Source organism: Pseudomonas sp. W2Jun17 (assembly GCF_023127795.1).
Lineage (GTDB): Bacteria > Pseudomonadota > Gammaproteobacteria > Pseudomonadales > Pseudomonadaceae > Aquipseudomonas > Aquipseudomonas synxantha_A.
Genome location: NZ_SPKO01000029.1, coordinates 75,207 through 92,349 on the forward strand (window position 1 = coordinate 75,207; position 17,143 = coordinate 92,349).

The 17,143-nt window shown below is 60.6% G+C and carries 17 protein-coding genes and 1 pseudogene; 11 read left to right on the forward strand and 7 right to left on the reverse strand.

The annotated features are described in order from the left end of the window. The first annotated feature begins 194 nt into the window (after window positions 1-194). From E4O98_RS17425 to E4O98_RS27665, 3 genes are all read left to right on the forward strand, one after another. Window positions 195-740 carry a hypothetical protein gene (locus E4O98_RS17425; RefSeq protein WP_032803895.1) on the forward strand — a complete coding sequence of 182 codons (546 nt, stop codon included), beginning with the start codon at window positions 195-197 and terminating at the stop codon, window positions 738-740. A gap of 85 nt (window positions 741-825) precedes the next feature. Beyond that, entirely contained in the window at window positions 826-1,038 is a 213-nt protein-coding gene (locus tag E4O98_RS17430) for a hypothetical protein (protein ID WP_032875270.1), read from the forward strand. Window positions 1,039-1,049: 11 nt separating this feature from the next. Then, the gene (locus tag E4O98_RS27665; protein ID WP_005788437.1) at window positions 1,050-1,184 is read left to right on the forward strand and encodes a hypothetical protein; all 135 of its coding nucleotides are present in this window, start codon (window positions 1,050-1,052) and stop codon (window positions 1,182-1,184) included. A gap of 120 nt (window positions 1,185-1,304) precedes the next feature. On the opposite strand, the gene E4O98_RS17435 is transcribed toward E4O98_RS27665, so the two are convergent. Further along, window positions 1,305-2,651, reverse strand: a complete 1,347-nt coding sequence (locus E4O98_RS17435) for a sodium:proton antiporter (RefSeq protein ID WP_032875272.1) — start codon at window positions 2,649-2,651, stop codon at window positions 1,305-1,307. A gap of 195 nt (window positions 2,652-2,846) precedes the next feature. Here E4O98_RS17435 and E4O98_RS17440 point away from each other — a divergent pair. Further along, window positions 2,847-4,013: pseudogene (locus E4O98_RS17440) on the forward strand (aminotransferase class I/II-fold pyridoxal phosphate-dependent enzyme); the annotation flags it as partial. Window positions 4,014-4,080: 67 nt separating this feature from the next. Here the strand turns inward: E4O98_RS17440 and E4O98_RS17445 are convergent. Then, the gene (locus E4O98_RS17445; RefSeq protein WP_248135777.1) at window positions 4,081-4,521 is read right to left on the reverse strand and encodes an Lrp/AsnC family transcriptional regulator; all 441 of its coding nucleotides are present in this window, start codon (window positions 4,519-4,521) and stop codon (window positions 4,081-4,083) included. 108 nt (window positions 4,522-4,629) lie between these two features. Between E4O98_RS17445 and E4O98_RS17450 the strand changes: the two genes are divergently transcribed. Continuing rightward, window positions 4,630-5,532 (forward strand): DMT family transporter, encoded by a 903-nt coding sequence (locus E4O98_RS17450; RefSeq protein ID WP_103735186.1) that lies wholly within the window; start codon window positions 4,630-4,632, stop codon window positions 5,530-5,532. Here E4O98_RS17450 and E4O98_RS17455 read toward each other — a convergent pair. Both E4O98_RS17455 and E4O98_RS17460 read right to left on the reverse strand, forming a co-directional pair. Further along, window positions 5,510-7,489 carry a U32 family peptidase gene (locus E4O98_RS17455; protein ID WP_248135778.1) on the reverse strand — a complete coding sequence of 660 codons (1,980 nt, stop codon included), beginning with the start codon at window positions 7,487-7,489 and terminating at the stop codon, window positions 5,510-5,512. The genes E4O98_RS17450 and E4O98_RS17455 overlap by 23 nt on opposite strands. A gap of 207 nt (window positions 7,490-7,696) precedes the next feature. Beyond that, the gene (locus E4O98_RS17460; RefSeq protein ID WP_032875277.1) at window positions 7,697-8,077 is read right to left on the reverse strand and encodes a RidA family protein; all 381 of its coding nucleotides are present in this window, start codon (window positions 8,075-8,077) and stop codon (window positions 7,697-7,699) included. A 190-nt stretch (window positions 8,078-8,267) separates the two neighbouring features. Between E4O98_RS17460 and E4O98_RS17465 the strand changes: the two genes are divergently transcribed. Next, window positions 8,268-9,035, forward strand: coding sequence for a hypothetical protein (locus tag E4O98_RS17465; protein ID WP_143508450.1), 768 nt, complete (start codon window positions 8,268-8,270; stop codon window positions 9,033-9,035). 96 nt (window positions 9,036-9,131) lie between these two features. On the opposite strand, the gene E4O98_RS17470 is transcribed toward E4O98_RS17465, so the two are convergent. Both E4O98_RS17470 and E4O98_RS17475 read right to left on the reverse strand, forming a co-directional pair. Beyond that, entirely contained in the window at window positions 9,132-10,001 is an 870-nt protein-coding gene (locus tag E4O98_RS17470) for an oxaloacetate decarboxylase (RefSeq protein ID WP_103735184.1), read from the reverse strand. Window positions 10,002-10,110: 109 nt separating this feature from the next. After that, entirely contained in the window at window positions 10,111-10,440 is a 330-nt protein-coding gene (locus E4O98_RS17475) for a hypothetical protein (RefSeq protein ID WP_032875279.1), read from the reverse strand. Between the two features lie 129 nt (window positions 10,441-10,569). Here E4O98_RS17475 and E4O98_RS17480 point away from each other — a divergent pair, with 129 nt between their 5' ends. The 5 genes from E4O98_RS17480 to E4O98_RS17500 all read left to right on the forward strand — a co-directional run bounded on the left by E4O98_RS17480 (window position 10,570) and on the right by E4O98_RS17500 (window position 16,173). Then, window positions 10,570-11,313 (forward strand): response regulator, encoded by a 744-nt coding sequence (locus E4O98_RS17480; protein ID WP_248135779.1) that lies wholly within the window; start codon window positions 10,570-10,572, stop codon window positions 11,311-11,313. Continuing rightward, the gene (locus E4O98_RS17485; RefSeq protein WP_248135780.1) at window positions 11,310-12,641 is read left to right on the forward strand and encodes an ATP-binding protein; all 1,332 of its coding nucleotides are present in this window, start codon (window positions 11,310-11,312) and stop codon (window positions 12,639-12,641) included. The genes E4O98_RS17480 and E4O98_RS17485 overlap by 4 nt, the downstream gene beginning before the upstream one ends. Before the next feature lie 156 nt (window positions 12,642-12,797). Then, entirely contained in the window at window positions 12,798-13,754 is a 957-nt protein-coding gene (locus tag E4O98_RS17490) for an ABC transporter substrate-binding protein (RefSeq protein WP_248135781.1), read from the forward strand. Window positions 13,755-13,767: 13 nt separating this feature from the next. Further along, window positions 13,768-15,087 carry an LLM class flavin-dependent oxidoreductase gene (locus E4O98_RS17495; RefSeq protein ID WP_248135782.1) on the forward strand — a complete coding sequence of 440 codons (1,320 nt, stop codon included), beginning with the start codon at window positions 13,768-13,770 and terminating at the stop codon, window positions 15,085-15,087. A gap of 156 nt (window positions 15,088-15,243) precedes the next feature. Next, on the forward strand, window positions 15,244-16,173 hold the full coding sequence (locus E4O98_RS17500; RefSeq protein ID WP_032875291.1) for a cupin: 930 nt from the start codon (window positions 15,244-15,246) through the stop codon (window positions 16,171-16,173). A 1-nt stretch (window position 16,174) separates the two neighbouring features. Here E4O98_RS17500 and E4O98_RS17505 read toward each other — a convergent pair whose 3' ends face one another. Beyond that, complete coding sequence (locus tag E4O98_RS17505; RefSeq protein ID WP_078821380.1) at window positions 16,175-17,080, reverse strand: LysR family transcriptional regulator; 906 nt, start codon at window positions 17,078-17,080, stop codon at window positions 16,175-16,177. Between the last annotated feature and the right edge of the window lie 63 nt (window positions 17,081-17,143).

Sequence of the window (17,143 nt, forward strand, 5' to 3'; positions counted from 1 at the left end):
TGCCCGCGCTGGAGTGCGCAGCGCTCGCGCTTTTGTGGGGGCCGCTGCGCAGCCCAGCGCGAGCAAGCTCGCTCGCCACAGAAGCGGGCTCACCACAAGGGGGCAGAGGGCGCCCTGACTTGGTGCGCAAGAAACTTGAACTTCATCCACGTCCGATTCTTCTAACGAGTCCCGTCACTTTGTGGAGCATCGTTGTGCCCCGAATCATCTCCCCAAACACGCCGGAAGCGGCCCTGACCGACCATAGCGAACACAACGCCAAGATCTTCGGCTCGCCCAAGGATCGCCTCGACTTCTACCGGCGCGAGATCCAGTACGAAACCAGCATCCTGGCCAACCGCACTGACGCTTACCTCACTGCGCAATCGTTTCTGGTGATCGCCTTCGTGTCCGGCATGGGCAACCTCAACCCGGAATGGGGCAAGCTGTTCACGCTGGTGGTGCCGGTGATCCTCGCCGCGCTGGGTATTCTCAGCTCGCTCAACGCCTGGCCTGGCATACGCGCGGCCTACCAGATCATTGATCACTGGCACTACAAGCAAAGCGAATTGCTGCGCAGCGAGCCGGTGATGGGCCTGGCCTACGATGAATCGCCGCTGTTTTCCGAAATGGAGTCCAGTCACAAGGGCTATCGCAAGTCGTTGCTGTTTTCCATGCGCGCGCCGTGGTTGTTCATGGTGTTCTGGCTGGTGCTGGGCATCTATGCGTTTTATATCCAGGTGGACAATCCACTGCGCTGAGCAATCGGACGGAACTTCACTGGGGCACGTGACGCCTTAGCTTTACGCGGTAAAGATTTATTACCGGTCTGTGAAGAGGTATGCCATGTCTACATCCAACGATCCCCAAACCAGCAACCGCAATGACCCTGCCATCGATGGTGGCGAGCCCGCTCCGGGCACCGCTGCCGATGCGCCCAAGGACCCGACGCCTGCCAGCGACCCCAAGGCCAAGGAAAACGACTACAGTCCAGACTTCAAGCCTGAGCGCGAGCACAAGCCTGAAACCGATGCCGATATCGATACCCAAGGCGGTTAACGGAGACGGTCATGTCAAAAGAACTCGACGAAGAACTCAACGACCCCGGCAATGAAGATCCGGGTTCGCTGATGGATGATGCGCAAGTGCCGCTCAACGATCTGGATGAAGCGGCCGACGTCGGCAATACCGACAGTCAGGATTGATCGGGCGGCGGGCCAAAGGGATCGGTGAGCTTGAACAGTAGGTATTCTTACTGTGCTTGATCCACTGAAACCTTCTGGCCCGGTACGCGGTTATCCGTCACGCCAAGCGCGGCGCAGGATTCATTTTTTGTGCGCGGCGCGTCGTTCGTACCACGCCAGCAAGGGCTGGGTGCTGAGGCCATGCACCATCACGCTCAGCGCGATCACCGAGAGGGTCAGGTTCACCGCCACGGCGCTGCTGGTACCGATCAGCCCATGGTTGAGCGCATAGAACAGGTAGTAGAGGCTGCCGATCCCACGAATACCAAACCAACTGACCAGGCTGCGTTGCCGCCGATCCAGCAGGCTGCCCCAAGGCATCGCAAACACGCTGAGCGGGCGAACCACACAGAACAGCAACGCCGCCACCGCCAGCGCGCGCCAATCCCAATGGCTGACCAACACGATGCCCAATACGCTGACCAGGAACACTTCCATCGAGCGCTCGACCAGGCTGCCAAAAGCCAGCATGTCGCCCATCATCACGCCGGCGGCGATCTGGGTGTCCTTCAACTGGCTGACGTCACCGTGCAGCGCCTGCTCGGGCTCGATCTCCAGATGGCCCACCACCGGCTGGGCCAGGTGCTCGGCCGGCGTTTGCGCATAACCGGTGGATTTGACCTCGGCCTGGCGCAGCCCCAGGCCCGCCGCAAACACCGACAAGAAGCCGTAGCCGCCGACCGCTTCAGCCGTCACATACGCCAGGGCAATCAGCGCGAGGGTGAGGTAGTCATTCGGTGACAGGGTGCTATCGGCATTGATCAAGCGCAGGCGCAGGGTGATACGGCCAATGCCGCGGCCCATCCAGTAACCCATCAACAGCCCGGCCGGTACCGCCCACAGCAGGTTCTTCAGCACCCAGCCGCCGAACCAGTCGCCGTCGAAACCGCCATGTTGCATGAACAGCAGGCCAAAAATCACAAAAGGAAACGCAGTGCCGTCGTTCAACCCTGCTTCGCCGGACAGGCCGAATCGCAATGCGTCATAGTCCTGGGCATTGTTGACCTGCACCAGGCCGGCCAGCACCGGATCTGTGGGCGCCAGCATCGCTCCCACCAGCAATGAAACGCCCCAGGTTAAATCGAACAGGTAGTGCAGCAACAGGCAGGTGCCGAGGATGGTCAGCAGCATCACCGGCCCGGCCATGCCAAAGGCGATGCGCCAGGTGCGGTGCTTGAGCGGCAGGCGCAATTTCAAACCGCTGACAAACAGCGAAAACAGCACCGCCACTTCCGTCAGGTGCTCCATCCAGCGCGCTGAGCCCTTCACGTCCAGGTGCAACAAGTCCACGCCCAGCGGGCCAATGGCGATGCCCAGCAACAAGCACACCGCTGAGGTGGTCACCGGCATCCAGCGCAAATAGGAGGAGGTGAGGGCGAGGGTGAGCAGTACGGCGCCCAATACGGCCAACCATAGAATGAAAGTCATCGTGCGTGTTCCAGGGCCGTGGTCTATGCAGGTTTGAGAACAGCGACCGGGAGGGGGTTCAATGTGATTGCCTGCCACGGGGACAAGGCCCTATTTATCCATTGAACGACGGTTTGCTATGCACTAAGTTGACCGATTGTTGCCGCGCGCATATTTATGGATTTGCGTCTTTATTCTTTCACCAGAGGCTCTGGCATGAGGTTTTCTCCCTTCGTTGAGCGAATTGCAGGGCAGGGCGTCGCCGCCTGGGACATCCACCACGCTGCGTTCGACGCTGCCGGCCAGGGCGAAGACGTCATCATCCTCAGCGTCGGCGACCCGGATTTCGCCACGCCGGCCTTTATCACTGACGCCGCCGTCAATGCCTTGCACGCGGGAGATTCCCACTACACCGAGATCGCCGGGCGCCCGGCCTTGCGCGAGGCGATCGCGACCCGTTACCGCCAGACCCTGGCCCGCCCGTTGGCGGCTGACAACGTCATCATCGTGCCCGGTGCGCAGAACGCGCTGTTCATCAGCTCGCTATGCCTGTTGCAGGCCGGCGACGAAGTGCTGGTGCTCGACCCGATGTACGTCACCTACGAAGCCACGCTCAAGGCCAGCGGCGCCACCCTGGTGCGGGTGCCCTGCAGTGCGCAGTCCGGCTTTCGACTGGATCCACCATTGCTCGCCGCCGCGATCACGCCGCGCACCCGGGCGATATTCTTTTCCAATCCGAACAACCCCACTGGCGTGGTGCTCAACCGGCAAGAGCTGCAAGCCATTGCGGACTTGGCGATCGCACATGACCTGTGGGTGGTAGTGGATGAGGTCTACGAAAGCCTGGTGTTCGACGGTCAATACCACAGCCTCGCGGCGTTGCCGGGCATGGCGCAGCGCTGCATTGTGATCGGCAGCTTGTCCAAGTCCCATGCCATGACCGGCTGGCGAATCGGTTGGCTCATCGCCCCAGCGCAAATGGTGCAGCACGCTGAAACCCTGCTGTTGAGCATGATGTACGGCTTGCCCGGCTTCGTGATGGAGGCGGCGACAGCTGCGGTGTTGGCCCATGACGAAGTCACGCAAGGCATGCTTGAGACTTACCGACGCCGACGCGACCTGGTGGTGACTGCCTTGAGCGCCTGCCCGGGCATCCGCGTGCAGGCGCCGCAAGCGGGCATGTTTGTGTTGGTGGATGTGCGCGATACGGGCCTGGGGTCCCTGGATTTCGCCTGGCGCCTGTTTCGTGAAGCTGGCGTGTCGGTGCTGGACGCGGCAGCCTTCGGCGAGCCGGCCCAGGGCTTCGTTCGGCTTTCCTTTACCTTGGGCGAGGAGCGTCTGGCGCAAGCCTGTCGGCGGATTGTGCTGTTTGTTGAACAGCTTGCCAGTGAGCGGGCCGTGCACTGGGCGTGAGTACTTGCCCAACTCTCCCACAGGCTACGCAGCCCTGTTAGTCAGCCAACGGCGGCAAACGCCGTTTCACCGGGGTTTTCTTGACGATAGCGGTGTTGGTCTCGGCATAGGTATTCAGCCGGTCCAGCAGCGTGTCGAGGTGCTCCATGGTGCGTACATGCAGGCGTGCGATAAAGCAGTCGTCGCCCGTGACCTTATCGCATTCTGTGAGCTCGGGGATCGCCTGGATCTGGCGTTCCACTTCCTGCAGTTTGCCGGGCAGGGGGCGGATGCGCACGATGGCTTGCAGCAGGTAGCCGAAGTGCTTGGGGTCGATGTCGACGGTGTAGTGGGTCAGCACGCCGCGCTCTTCCAGGCGGCGCAGACGTTCGCTGACGCTCGGCGAAGACAAACCGGTGATGCCCGCCAGGGTCTTGAGGGACAGGCGCGAGTCGTCCATCAAGGCGGCGATCAATTGCTGGTCGATAGTGTCGATCATGAGCTTTGCCTAATAAGAAAAGGTGAATCCTGGGTTTTGCCTTTTTTAGTCGCTGTAGCCGTGTCGAGCAGATTGCCATAATTGAGCCTCACTTGAGGAGCCTCAATCATGGATACATCAATCCGTCGCGGAACCTGGGAAATGATCGCTGCCATGCTGATCTCCGGCACCATTGGCTGGTTTGTGCTGGTGTCGGGCGTGTCGGTGCTTGAGGTGGTGTTCTGGCGCTGCGTGATTGGCGCGCTGACACTGATGCTGGTGTGCGCGTTGCTGGGGTATTTGCGCCTGGAGTTACTCAACTGGGCCAAGCTCGGGCTGGCAGTGCTCAGCGGCGTGGCGATCGTCGGTAACTGGCTGTTGCTGTTCGAGTCCTATTCCCGTGCGTCCATCGCGATCAGCACGGCGGTGTACAACGTGCAGCCGTTCATACTGGTGATGCTGGCAGCGGTGTTTCTCGGTGAGAAGATCACCGTGCAAAAAATGGCGTGGCTGAGTGTGGCGTTCCTGGGCATGTTGGCGATCGTGACCGCCCATGGTGAGCAATCGGGTGGCGGGAACTATCTTGCTGGCATTGCCTTGGCCTTGGGCGCGGCATTTTTGTACGCGGTGGCGGCGCTGATCATCAAACGCCTGAAGGACGTACCGCCGCATTTGATGGCGTTGATCCAGGTGACCACCGGCGCCGTGCTGCTGGCGCCGCTGGTGCCCTGGCACAGCTTGCCCGGGTCGACCACTGCCTGGGCGGCACTGGCGACATTGGGCGTGGTGCATACCGGTTTGATGTATGTGTTGCTGTACGGGGCTATTCAGAAGCTGCCCACAGCGATGACCGGCGCGTTGTCGTTCATCTATCCGATTGCGGCGATCCTGGTCGACTGGATTGCGTTCGGGCATCGCCTGGGGTGGCTGCAATGGCTGGGTGTGGCGGCGATTCTGCTGGCCGCTGCCGGGTTGCAGCGGGGCTGGTGGTGGCCCCGCGCCCGTCAGGTCAGTGCGTGCCCTGATAGATGAGGTTTTCCGGATTGAAATGCTCTACAGCACTGCCCGGCTGCGGCAACCCAAGAATATGCCCCTTGATCTTGCCCACCACATGCATCTCGCACGGCTTGCAATCGAACTTCAAGGTCAGCACTTCGTCGCCGTGGATCAACTGCATCGGCGCGACCTTGGTCTTCACGCCGGTGACGCCCTTGGCCTGTTTGGGGCACAGGTTGAACGAGAAACGCAGGCAATGCTTGGTGATCATCACTGGCACTTCGCCGGTTTCTTCGTGGGCTTCGAAGGCCGCATCGATCAGCTTCACGCCGTGACGGTGGTAGAAGTCGCGGGCCTTCTGGTTATAGACGTTGGCCAGGAATGACAGATGCGCATCCGGATACACCGGCGGCGGGGTGGTCTTGGCCTTGCGTCCGCCCCGAGGGTGCGCCTTGATGCGGGCGGCGGTCAGGGCTTCGATCACTTCACGGCGCATGGCCTTGAGCTGCGAGTTGGGGATGAAAAACGCCTGCGGCGCGTCCAGCTCGATGCGGGTGGCGTGATACTCCGTAGTGCCGAGCTGGCCGAGCAGATCGCGCAGGGTGTCCAGTGCCTGTTCCGGCTTGTTGGCTACACCAAACGGGCCGGGCAGGGTGACACTGGCGCTGATGCCTTCTTCGCTGGTGGCGGTGAGGTGCAACTGCTCTTCACGCAGGCGTGCAACCCACGCCAGGCCGATACGGCGTTCGGCGGACGTCTTGAGCAGTGCCTGTTGCCAGTTATGGTCCAGGTTACGGTTCAAAGGATGGTTGGGGCGCAACTGATGCAGGCCGGCCGGCATTTCATTCGGCTCGACGCGGTAGCGATAGCGTTTCTCGCCGTCTTCTTCGAACTCGCCTTTAGGCTCGGCGATATTGGCGCGGAACCCTACCACTTCACGCTTGACCAGCACATTCAGACCATCGCCGTTGGAAAGCGGCTCATGGGTGACTACCTGCAAGTCGCGCTTGCCGGCTTTTTCCACCACACCCACGGGCAGGCCGGTGAAGGTCGGGGTGTCGAACGCGCCGATGTCGATCTTGCGATCGGTGACGAAATAGTCGGTGCTGCCACGGTGGAAGGTTTTTTCGGGGTCGGGCACGAAGAAGTGCGCGGTACGCCCGCTGGAGGCGCGGGCCAGGTCCGGGCGGTCTTCGAGGATTTCGTCGAGGCGCTGGCGGTAGTAGGCGGTGATGTTCTTCACATAGCCCATGTCCTTGTAGCGGCCTTCGATCTTGAACGAACGCACACCCGCTTCGACCAGCGCGCGCAGGTTGGCGCTCTGGTTGTTGTCTTTCATCGACAGCAGGTGCTTTTCAAAGGCCACGACGCGGCCCTGGTCATCTTTCAAGGTGTACGGCAGACGGCAGGCCTGGGAGCAATCACCACGGTTGGCACTGCGGCCATTCTGCGCATGGGAAATATTGCACTGCCCGGAGAACGCCACGCACAGGGCGCCGTGGATAAAGAATTCGATGGCGGCATCGGTTTCGTCGGCGATCGCGCGGATTTCCTGCAGGTTCAGCTCACGGGCCAATACCAATTGCGAGAAACCGGCCTGGTCAAGAAACTTTGCCCGGCCCAGGGTGCGGATGTCGGTCTGGGTGCTGGCGTGTAGCTCGATGGGCGGAATATCCAGCTCCATCACGCCCAGATCCTGCACGATCAACGCGTCTACACCTGCGTCATACAGCTGGTGGATCAGCTTGCGCGCTGGCTCCAGCTCGTTGTCATGCAAGATGGTGTTGATGGTGGTGAAGACGCGGGCGTGGTATCGACGGGCGAATTCCACCAGCTGCGCGATATCGCTCACGTCGTTACACGCATTATGGCGAGCGCCGAAGCTCGGCCCGCCGATATAAATGGCGTCGGCGCCATGCAGAATGGCCTCGCGCGCAATGGCGACATCGCGGGCAGGGCTGAGCAATTCAAGGTGATGCTTGGGCAAGGACATAGTTTTTTTAGTCAGGCTTGTCACGGTCGAGGCGCGCATTGTAGCCGTGAAATGCCCGGCCGGCATCTACCGCAGGGCTGTCGGGCCCAGGGCCCTGTGTGGGAGGGGGCTTGCTCCCGATGAGGGTGTGTCAGTAATTAAAACTGTTCTGACCCACCGCTATCGGGAGCAAGCCCCCTCCCACATTGTTCATAGCGCTCTGAGATATCAGGCTTTGGCAGCCATTGCCGTTACTTCAACACGCATCCCGTCCACCGCCAACGCAGCCACACCCACCGCAGCCCGCACCGGCCATGGCTTGGCGAAAAAGCGCTTGTAGACTTCATTGAACGCAGCGCGGTCGGCCATATCGGTGAGGTAGATGGTCAGGTGCATCACCCGATCCATGGAACTGCCGGCTTTTTCCAGCGCGACTTTGAGCGCTTGCAGGGTGCATTCGCTTTGCAGGGTGATGTCGCCCAGCTCCAGGCTGCCGTCGGCGTGGGTCGGGATTTGGGTCGAGACCAGAATGCCGTTGAAGCCGATGACATCGGAGGAGATGGAGTCGGCATCTGGGTCGGGAGTGAAAGAAAGATCGTGGTTGGCCATGTAGGTCTCATGTGCAGTGCGGATCGAAGGTTGGCGAACAGTTTAAACACTGCCCGCTCGAAGGTCACGGCGCCTGCGTCTGTAGTTGCTGCCCCCTCTAACAGGTAAGCTTGCGCCAGCATGTCAGTGAACGAACGATAGGGATATTGGAATGGTAGTTAAGTTAATGACGACGGCAGCGTGCTGGGACATGGACGCTAACGTGTCGGCCAGTTTTGCGCACGCGGCCCCCAAGGACCTGTTTTATTTTTGCCCTTGTTGCCTTGAGGAGGTCGTTGCGGCCATTTCAATTCTGGGCAACTTCTATTTCAGGGCGCTGAACTCTCACAAACCGCGCTGTGTGAACGAAAAAGCCCCGTCTCATGCGTCTGCGTTTCCAGGAGTGTCAGCCCCGCGACCGGCCTATATCGCGCCGCCGCTTATCCCAAGCCACTTGGGCAAACTCTCCACGCGGCGCAAAAACGCCAAACCAACGGTTACCGAGATGCAAGCTCTGGCCTCGTCGCTCCAAGCGTCGACGTCTGCGGTTATACACCCAGGCACTTTGGCTGAAGTTGTTGAAGCATGGTCTGCTATGACCGTAAACGTCCGTCAGCGAACATCGCTATCTATCGCGGGCCAGCAACTGACCTATTTCGATGCGTTTGCGCAGCTTACTGCCGCTCAAAAGAACATTGCGTCCCTGGGATGTGATCGACTCATCACCCATGCTCAGGCGACGGTGTCGCTGCTGGATAACGTAGTTTTAGTCGTAACCTGGCTCAAGTTCGATACACAAAACAAACCCGTGCCGATCAGGGTAAAAATGAAGCGCAGTGATCCAGTAGCCAATCAATTGGCCAAAGGTCAGCACGTAAGGCTGTTTCTGCATGGTCCTGCCCCTGTACTCAATGCTCAGCAAAAATACTTCGAAATGCAGAACATCAGCGAGTACCTGGGATTCATTGTGATGACGTAAAACAACTGTTTTGCGCCATCACAGTTTTTACCGCGGTGAGCCTTGGCGGTTGGATGAGTCCGATGCTGACAAGGCGAATCAGCACCGGCAGGGCAATTACTCTTTAACGTCCATGAACTCTTCAGCCCACGCCACATAGCTCTCCGGCAACGTGTAGGTGTGGGTCAGCTCCGTGGCGCTGAGATTGGACGTGCTATGGGTAAGCTGGCGTTGCGCACGCAGGCTGTCGTAGGTGGCCTTGATCGCGGCGAAGTAGGCGCCATGCCCGGCTACGACGATGCGCACGCCCAGGCTGGCCAGGCGCTCGCTGTCATGCAGTTGCGGGTTGCCGTAGGTCACCAGCATCAACGGCACGCTGAGGTTCTCGGCGATTTGCTCCAGGTGCTCGAAATCTTTGACGCCGACCATGCAGATGCCATCGGCGCCGGCCTTTTCGTAGGCTTTGGTGCGGGCGATAACATCGGCGGTGGGCAACACGCCGGCGTTGGTGCGGGCAATGATCGACAATTCGGGGTCGACGCGCGCCTCAATGGCTGCCTTGACCTTGCCGATGCCTTCTTCTACCGAAATCAGATCGGTGGACTTGCGCCCGAATTGCGCCGGCAGCAGGGTGTCTTCAATGGTCAGCGCGGCGACACCGGCGCGTTCCAGTTCTTCGACGGTACGCATCACGTTCAGCGCATTACCGTAGCCGTGGTCGGCGTCGGCAATGAAGGGTAACTGGGCGACGCGGCCAATGCGGGTGGCTTGCTCAACGAACTCACTCAGGGTAATCAACGCAAAATCGGGGGCCGCCAGCACCTGCAGGGAGGCGACTGAACCGCCCAGGATTCCGACTTCAAAACCCAGGTCGGCTGCGATGCGGGCAGACATGGGGTCGAATACGGAGGCGGTTTCAACGCAGATGGGCGTTGCCAGCAGGTCACGGAAGTTACGGCGTAGCGCTGAGTGAGAAATCTTGGGCATGTTCTTTCCTGGCTTTGGTCATCGTCAAGTGACGATCAATGTCTATTCGTGGTGCCGGGAGATTACCACGCAGACGGGCAGGGGATTATGACGTTTGAGCGGGGCCGTGCTATTGAGCGACGGCGCTGTATGAACCAGGAGCGTCGTTCGGATTATCCTGAGAGCATTCGATGTGCAACTGCCCATGGGTCATGATCCAATGGACAAGCTCGGCGATGGGGATGGAGTGGGCATACTCGACCCAGCGCCCGGCGTCGGGGCTGTAATGTTCGAAGTAGCGGCGCAATACGATGCGGTCCTGGTCCGCCGTCAGGCCCAGGCAGGATTCCTGGAACAGCATGGGGCTGTCCTGTGCGGGGGACGATGTGCGCTGGCTCAGCACCAATGGCCGCCCGGTGTCCTGTGCCTGCTCGGTATACCTGCTGCTAGAAACCTTCATGAACGTCTCCTTGAATGGAAGGCGTGCAGGATGCCCGACGGGTTTTTCCCGAAGATGTCCGGGTTGTGTCCGTGGCGAAGGAATGTTGCTCGATTGAAATAAATGACCCCGGCGCCGGAATGGTTTTAGATGTTTTCCTTTTTTGCCAGGGGACCTGGGAACGTGAGCAGACTGCTGATCGTCGACGACGACGGAGAAATTCGGGCATTGCTGAAGAAGTTCTTCGTGCAGCACGCCTATGAAGTCGACGTGGCTGCCGACGGAGAAGCCATGTGGGCAGCCATCGCCCGGCAGCGGCCAGACACCATTATCCTTGACCTCATGCTGCCCGGTGAAGGCGGTCTTAGCCTGTGCCAGAAAGTCCGGGCGCAGATGGGCATTCCAATCATCATGCTCACGGCCATGGGCGAGCTCAGTGATCGCATCGTCGGCCTGGAGCTGGGCGCCGACGACTATCTGACCAAACCGTTTGCCCCCCGCGAATTGCTGGCCCGTCTGCGTTCGGTGCAACGGCGGGCGGGGCAGCCCGTCGGCGCTGCCAGTGAGCATTCCCGGCCAATCATCGCGTTCTCCGGTTGGCATCTGGATATTACCTGCCGCGAGCTGCGCTCTCCCGAGGGCGTGATGATTCCGCTGTCCGGTGGCGAATTCGACTTGCTGGTGGTGTTTCTTGAGCATCCTCAGCGCATCCTCACCCGCGACCAATTGATCGACCTGACCCACGGCCGGGACCACGACGCCTTCGACCGCAGCATTGACGTGCAGGTCAGCCGGCTGCGGCGCAAGATCGAGCCCGATTGCAAACGCCCGGACCTGATCCGCACGGTACGCAATGGCGGCTATCTGTTCACCGCCCCGGTCACCCGGTCATGATCCGCGACCTGTTGCGTCGCGACACCCTGAACCGGCGCATCGCCCTGACCATTCTCGCCGCGATGCTCGCTTCGCTGGCGCTTAATGCTTTGTTCGTCCAGGTTGCCGGGGTCTGGGCGCGCCCGCCGATCGAGCGCACAGGGTTGCTGGAGCAGATGGCCGCCACCACCAAAGTCATCGAAGCCGCGCCTGCAACGCTGCGTCCGCAACTGGCGGCAGCGGCCAGCGATGCCCGCCTGCATGTGGCGTGGCGTAACGAGCCCGCGGATTTCGGCCTTCCCGACGGCAACACGGCGCTTCAAACGGGCGAAGTCCCGGGGATACAAGCACTGTTTGGCACTGGGCGACAAATTAAGGTGTTCAGCCCCAACGATTGGCCGCGTGGCAGCCGCGAAGCGCACTATGTTGCGCTCGTGCAGTTGCTCGATGGCAGCTGGCTGTCATTCGTCCCGCCTGAACGCACGTGGGGGCTGAGCGCACCCACGCGCATCGCGGTGATCATCACCCTGGGGTTGATCGCGACCTTGTTGGTGGCGTGGCTCGCGACCCGGCAATTGGCCCAACCGTTGCAGCGTTTCGCCAGTGCCGCCAGGCGTTTTGGTGGTGATTTGCGCGCTCCGCCCATCGACAGCGAAGGCCCCCACGAAATACGCCAGGCCATCATCGCCTTCAACACCATGCAGGCGCAGATCCAGCATTTCATTGGCGAACGCACCCATATGCTCGCGGCGATTTCCCACGACTTGCGCGCGCCTTTGACGCGGATTCGCCTGCGTTGCGAGTTCATGGAGGATCTGGACCATCAGCACAAACTGATTCGCGATGTCGAGGAAATGCAGTCGATGATCAACGCTGCGCTGGCGTTCTTTCGCGACGATACGGTGCTGGAGCAACGCACTGCATTCGATCTGTCGGAGCTGCTGCAAACCATCATCGATGACTATCGCGACCAGCATTTTGCGGTGGATTTCATTGGGCCGTCCCACCTGGTCTATCACGGACGCCCACTGGGACTTAAGCGGGTGATCGTCAACCTGCTGGAGAACGCCGCCAAATATGCGCGTCACCCTGGCATCTCTCTGAGTGGGGACGGTCAGCGCATCTGCATTGAGGTTCATGACCAGGGGCCGGGGATTCCCGAGGCTGACCTTGAGCGCGTATTCGATCCATTCTTTCGCCTCGAAACCTCGCGCAATCGTAATACCGGTGGCGTGGGTCTCGGGCTTTCAGCAGCACGCGCCATTGTGCGCGAGCAGGGCGGCGAACTGACGCTAAGCAACCGTCTGCGTGGCTCAGGCTTGGTGGCGCGGGTCGAGCTGCCTCGATAGCCTGATGCGGTGCGCGCATTATTTGCGCATTACGCTATGCGTTATAGGTATTTTACACGCGCCTCTTAGAACAGCATCGTATTGATCCTTACGAACATTGCCGAGACCGCACGCGCGGATCGACTTGACTGCCCAACACGGCATCTGGAGACGAGCGTGCGTTACCTGACAACACTGGCGGCCGGGTTGGCCGCCACCTTGCTAAGCCTGACGGCACAGGCACAAACCCTGGTCGTGGGTGACCAGAGCTATAACGCCCAAGCGGTGATGGAAGCGGCGGGGGGGCTGGATGATCTGCCCTATACCCTGGAATGGAAGCAATTCACCGCCGGGTCACCGGTGGCCGAAGCGCTCAACGTCGGCAGCCTGGATATCGGCCTGCTGGGCGATGCGCCGGTATTGTTCCTGGGCGCATTGGGCGCACCGATCAAGGTGATTGCCGTCAGCCGCCAGAATCTTGCGGGCGTGGCAATCCTGGTGAAAAAGGATTCGTCGATCCACAGCCTGGCCGATCTTGCGGGCAAGCGCGCGGCCATCTGGAAGGGCTCCTGGAGCCAGCAACTGCTGCTGACTGCATTGGATAAAGCCGGGGTTGCACGGGACTCTCTGGAGTTGCGCTACCTCAGCGCGCTGGATGCGTCCCATGCGTTGGAGGGCGGCGCGGTTGACGTCATCGCCACCTGGGAGCCGTATGTCACGCAACAGGAACGCCAGGGTGCGCGAGTGCTGGCGACCGCCGAGGGGTTGATCCCGGCCCAGAGCTTCATTGCCGCCAACGCCAATGTGGTAGAGGCCAAGCGTGAGCCTATCAGCGACTTTCTCCAGCGGCTGAAAAAAGCCCGTGACTGGGCTCGCCAAAACCCGGCCAACGCCGATGCCTATGCCGATGCCTGGGCCAAGCGCACCCGTGCCAACGCCGACATCGCCCGTGTGTGGTTTGCTCGGGCGCGCACCACCGTCGAGCCACTGACCGCCCAGGTGCCTGTGGAAGCGCAAAAGACCGTGGACTTTTTCGCCAGCCAGGGCCTGATCAAGGCTTACCCGGCCGCCCAACTGTTTGACCCGTCCTTCGCGGCGTCCTTGCAGCCCGCCGTCGCCACCCGCCAGCCCTGAAGGGGGTCTCGTCATGACTAAAAGACAGCTCAAACTGGGCGCCCTGACCATGGGCAGCGGTGGCCCGGGCCGGCATAACCTGTGGCTCGACCCGCAACTGCCGGCCGATGCCAGCGTCAACGTCGACTGGTACATCGAGATTGCGCGCCAGGCCGAGGCGGCGCTGTTCGACTTGATGTTTATCGTCGACAGCCAATTTATCACCCCCGGCTCGCCGTCCCATTACCTCAATCGCCTGGAGCCGCTGACACTGTTATCGGCGCTGGCGGTGAGTACCCGACATATCGGCCTGGTTGGCACGCTGACCACCTCCTACAACTCGCCGTATAACGTGGCGCGGCGCCTGGCGTCCCTGGATTTGATCAGCAAAGGCCGCGCCGGCTGGAACGTGGTCACCAGCGGTGATGCTGGCACCGCAGGCAATTACAGCCGCGATGAACATTATGACTACGCCACCCGCTATGGCCGCGCCGCCGAACACGTCCAAGTGGTGCAGGGGTTGTGGAACTCTTACGAAGACGATGCGTTCGTGCGCGACCGCGCTACCGGCCAGTTTCTCGACCCCAGCAAGCTGCACAGCCTGAACCACCAGGGCGAACATTTTCGCGTGGTCGGCCCGCTGAATATCCAACGCTCACCCCAGGGCCAACCGGTGATCTTTCAGGCCGGAGATTCCGAGCCAGGCCGCGATCTGGGCGCAGCCACGGCGGACGTGATCTTCACCCATGCGGCCAGCATCGAGCAGGGCCAGGCGTTTTACCGGGATATCAAGGGCAGGGCGGGACAAAGAGGGCGCGATCCGGAGCAGTTATTGATCATGCCCGGTGCGGAAGTCTATGTGGGTGACACTGATGCACAGGCCCGGGAAATCGAGCAGCACTACCATCAACTCGACCATAGTTTTGAACTGGCGCTCAAGGAGTTCGGGCGTAATTTCGGCTGGCATGATTTCAGCCAGTACGACCTGGATGCGCCATTCCCGCAAGAGAGCCTGGAAGCGGCGCGCAGCAGTTTTTTCACCAATGCCAAACGCATCGCCGATCAGGCGCGGGAGAAGGGTTTCACCTTGCGCCAGGCCATTGAGTTTGGTCGGCAACTGCGTCCTGGCGCCTTCGTGGGTAGCGCCGATACGGTGGCGCAGAAAATGGCCGCCTGGCTCCAGGCGCGGGCTGTGGACGGGTTCAATATCTACATCGGCCACCCCGGGCAGTTCGATCGATTCACCCGGGAGGTGATTCCGTTGTTGCAGGAGCGTGGGGTTTACCGCACAGAGTATGAAGGCTCGACTTTGCGCGAAAGTCTGGGGTTGGCGATACCACGGTTCAAGGTTTGATAGCGGTGTCGACAGGGAGCCAAGCACCTCCCCATTTCGCATAACTGCTGTGCAGTACCAGGGATTAATCCGCCTGCGCGCACTGCCTATAGTTCATTCACACACCGCAGCGTTTAAAAGCGCTGCGGGCTCCAGCCAAAAACTGAGATGAGCCTGATGAACGAATTCAACCCTGTGCCGACGGATATAAACCAAATGGACGCCGAGTACTTCGAGTACAGCAAAGCGGCCAACCCCATCAGTGCCAACCTTATTGCGCGCATTCCCTACCACAGCTTTCCCGCCTCGTTATACGACAGTGGCCCTTCACGCGTGGTACCGCTGGACCTCAGCGACGCTTTGGGCTGCGAAGGCCCTGCGACAGGCCCCGGGCTGTGCGCGAATTTCATGCGCCTTAACCGTGGCGACACGCTGACCGTGCAACCCAATGCGACGTCCCAGGTGTTCTACGTGATCGCCGGCGAGGGCAGCGTGGTTCAGGGCGAACATGAGATTCAATGGTCAAAAGGTTGCTTTATGGCCTTGCCTGGCTTGCAGGCAGCACACTTCAGCGCCCGCCAGGATGCCCGTCTTTACTACGTGCACGATGAACCGTTATTGCGTTACCTGGGGGTGGCACGCAGCGCAGACCGCTTCGCACCGACGCTGTACCCCGCAGAACTGGCTAACGCCAAGCTGCGTGAAGCGGCCGACGATCCTCGTGCGCAAGACCGCAGCCGCATCAGCATTTTGCTGGGCAACCGCAATTTCCCCCAGACGCGCACCGTGACCCATGTGCTGTGGGCCATGTATGGGATCCTGCCGGCAGGCTCGGTACAGAAACCTCACCGGCATCAGTCGATTGCGCTGGACTTCATTATTGATTGCCCGCCGGGGTGTTACTCGCTGGTGGGCACCGAGCTGGACGCGGACGGGCAGATCCGCAATCCGCAGCGGGTGGACTGGTCGCCTGGCCTGGCATTTGTCACGCCGCCGGGGTACTGGCACGCGCACTTCAATGAATCGGACACCGAGGCGTTCCTGATTCCGATTCAGGACGCAGGGCTGCAAACCTATCTGCGCTCCCTGGATATTCGTTTCAGTTGAGTCATGTCCACTCAGGCGTTTCGCCCAGTCGCTCAACGATAAAGTCGATAAAGCACCTGACCTTGGATGACACGATGCGCTTGGGCGGGTAGACAAACCGCACGGCGAAGTCGCGCTCGACATCGCGTATTCGCCATTGCGGCAGCCACACGAGCAACTCGCCGGCCTGGATGCTCTGGGCGACCAACCAATCCGGCAAAAGGGCAAAGCCCAGCCCCTGGCGAGCGGCGATCAGTTGTGCGTCGAGATCATTTATCCGAATGCAGCCGTTGTGCAGCAGCGGTGATACATGATCGCCGCAGACAAAGCTGATAGCGCCCGTAGGCAGCGTACCCAACACCGCGGGCAAACCGGCGAGGTCGGCAGGGGTTGAGGGTGCAGGGTGCTGCCTGGCAAAAGCCGGGCTGACCACCACGCGGTAGTGGCCATCGCAGAGTTTGCGGGCCTTGAGCGTCGAATCGGCCAGCGCGCCAATGCGTATGGCTAGATCGACGCCGGCATGAATCAGGTTGACCTGAGCATTATCCAATACCAATTCCACACTGATTTGCGGGTAGCGCGCGCAAAAGTCCTTCAAGGCTGGAAGGATGTGATGGCGGGCGAATGCCGGCGGCAGGTTGAGCTTCAACAAGCCCCTGGGCTGCTGGTTCAACGCAGACGTCGCCGCCTTGGCGTGTTCCAGTTCATCCAGCACCCTGCGGGCGTGCATCAGGAAGGTCTGGCCGCCTTCGGTCAGGTGCAAGGTGCGCGTGGAGCGGTTGAACAACGCGATACCCAGGTCCTGCTCAAGATCCTTTATATAGCGTGAAACCGTGGACGCCTTGATCCCCAAACGCTCGGCTGCGCGGGAGAAGTTATTGCCTTCGGCAGCTTCGACGAAGGCGGTGAGGGCACTGAAATAGTCCAAGGGCAGCCTCGGGGCAGGGCAGGAAAGTTGGCAGGTTGTTGAAGTTTGCAGGGCGCTGTCAAC

What these genes read in the sequence shown, in the direction of transcription:
- E4O98_RS17450 (WP_103735186.1), top strand. Translation starts at nt 4,630, where the DNA reads ATGGATACATCAATCCGTCGCGGAACCTGGGAAATGATCGCTGCCATG.
- E4O98_RS17495 (WP_248135782.1), top strand. Translation starts at nt 13,768, where the DNA reads ATGACTAAAAGACAGCTCAAACTGGGCGCCCTGACCATGGGCAGCGGT.
- E4O98_RS17480 (WP_248135779.1), top strand. Translation starts at nt 10,570, where the DNA reads ATGTTTTCCTTTTTTGCCAGGGGACCTGGGAACGTGAGCAGACTGCTG.
- E4O98_RS17475 (WP_032875279.1), bottom strand. Translation starts at nt 10,440, where the DNA reads ATGAAGGTTTCTAGCAGCAGGTATACCGAGCAGGCACAGGACACCGGG.
- E4O98_RS17465 (WP_143508450.1), top strand. Translation starts at nt 8,268, where the DNA reads ATGGACGCTAACGTGTCGGCCAGTTTTGCGCACGCGGCCCCCAAGGAC.
- E4O98_RS17455 (WP_248135778.1), bottom strand. Translation starts at nt 7,489, where the DNA reads ATGTCCTTGCCCAAGCATCACCTTGAATTGCTCAGCCCTGCCCGCGAT.
- E4O98_RS17445 (WP_248135777.1), bottom strand. Translation starts at nt 4,521, where the DNA reads ATGATCGACACTATCGACCAGCAATTGATCGCCGCCTTGATGGACGAC.
- E4O98_RS17435 (WP_032875272.1), bottom strand. Translation starts at nt 2,651, where the DNA reads ATGACTTTCATTCTATGGTTGGCCGTATTGGGCGCCGTACTGCTCACC.
- E4O98_RS17460 (WP_032875277.1), bottom strand. Translation starts at nt 8,077, where the DNA reads ATGGCCAACCACGATCTTTCTTTCACTCCCGACCCAGATGCCGACTCC.
- E4O98_RS17485 (WP_248135780.1), top strand. Translation starts at nt 11,310, where the DNA reads ATGATCCGCGACCTGTTGCGTCGCGACACCCTGAACCGGCGCATCGCC.
- E4O98_RS17500 (WP_032875291.1), top strand. Translation starts at nt 15,244, where the DNA reads ATGAACGAATTCAACCCTGTGCCGACGGATATAAACCAAATGGACGCC.
- E4O98_RS27665 (WP_005788437.1), top strand. Translation starts at nt 1,050, where the DNA reads ATGTCAAAAGAACTCGACGAAGAACTCAACGACCCCGGCAATGAAGAT.
- E4O98_RS17470 (WP_103735184.1), bottom strand. Translation starts at nt 10,001, where the DNA reads ATGCCCAAGATTTCTCACTCAGCGCTACGCCGTAACTTCCGTGACCTG.
- E4O98_RS17430 (WP_032875270.1), top strand. Translation starts at nt 826, where the DNA reads ATGTCTACATCCAACGATCCCCAAACCAGCAACCGCAATGACCCTGCC.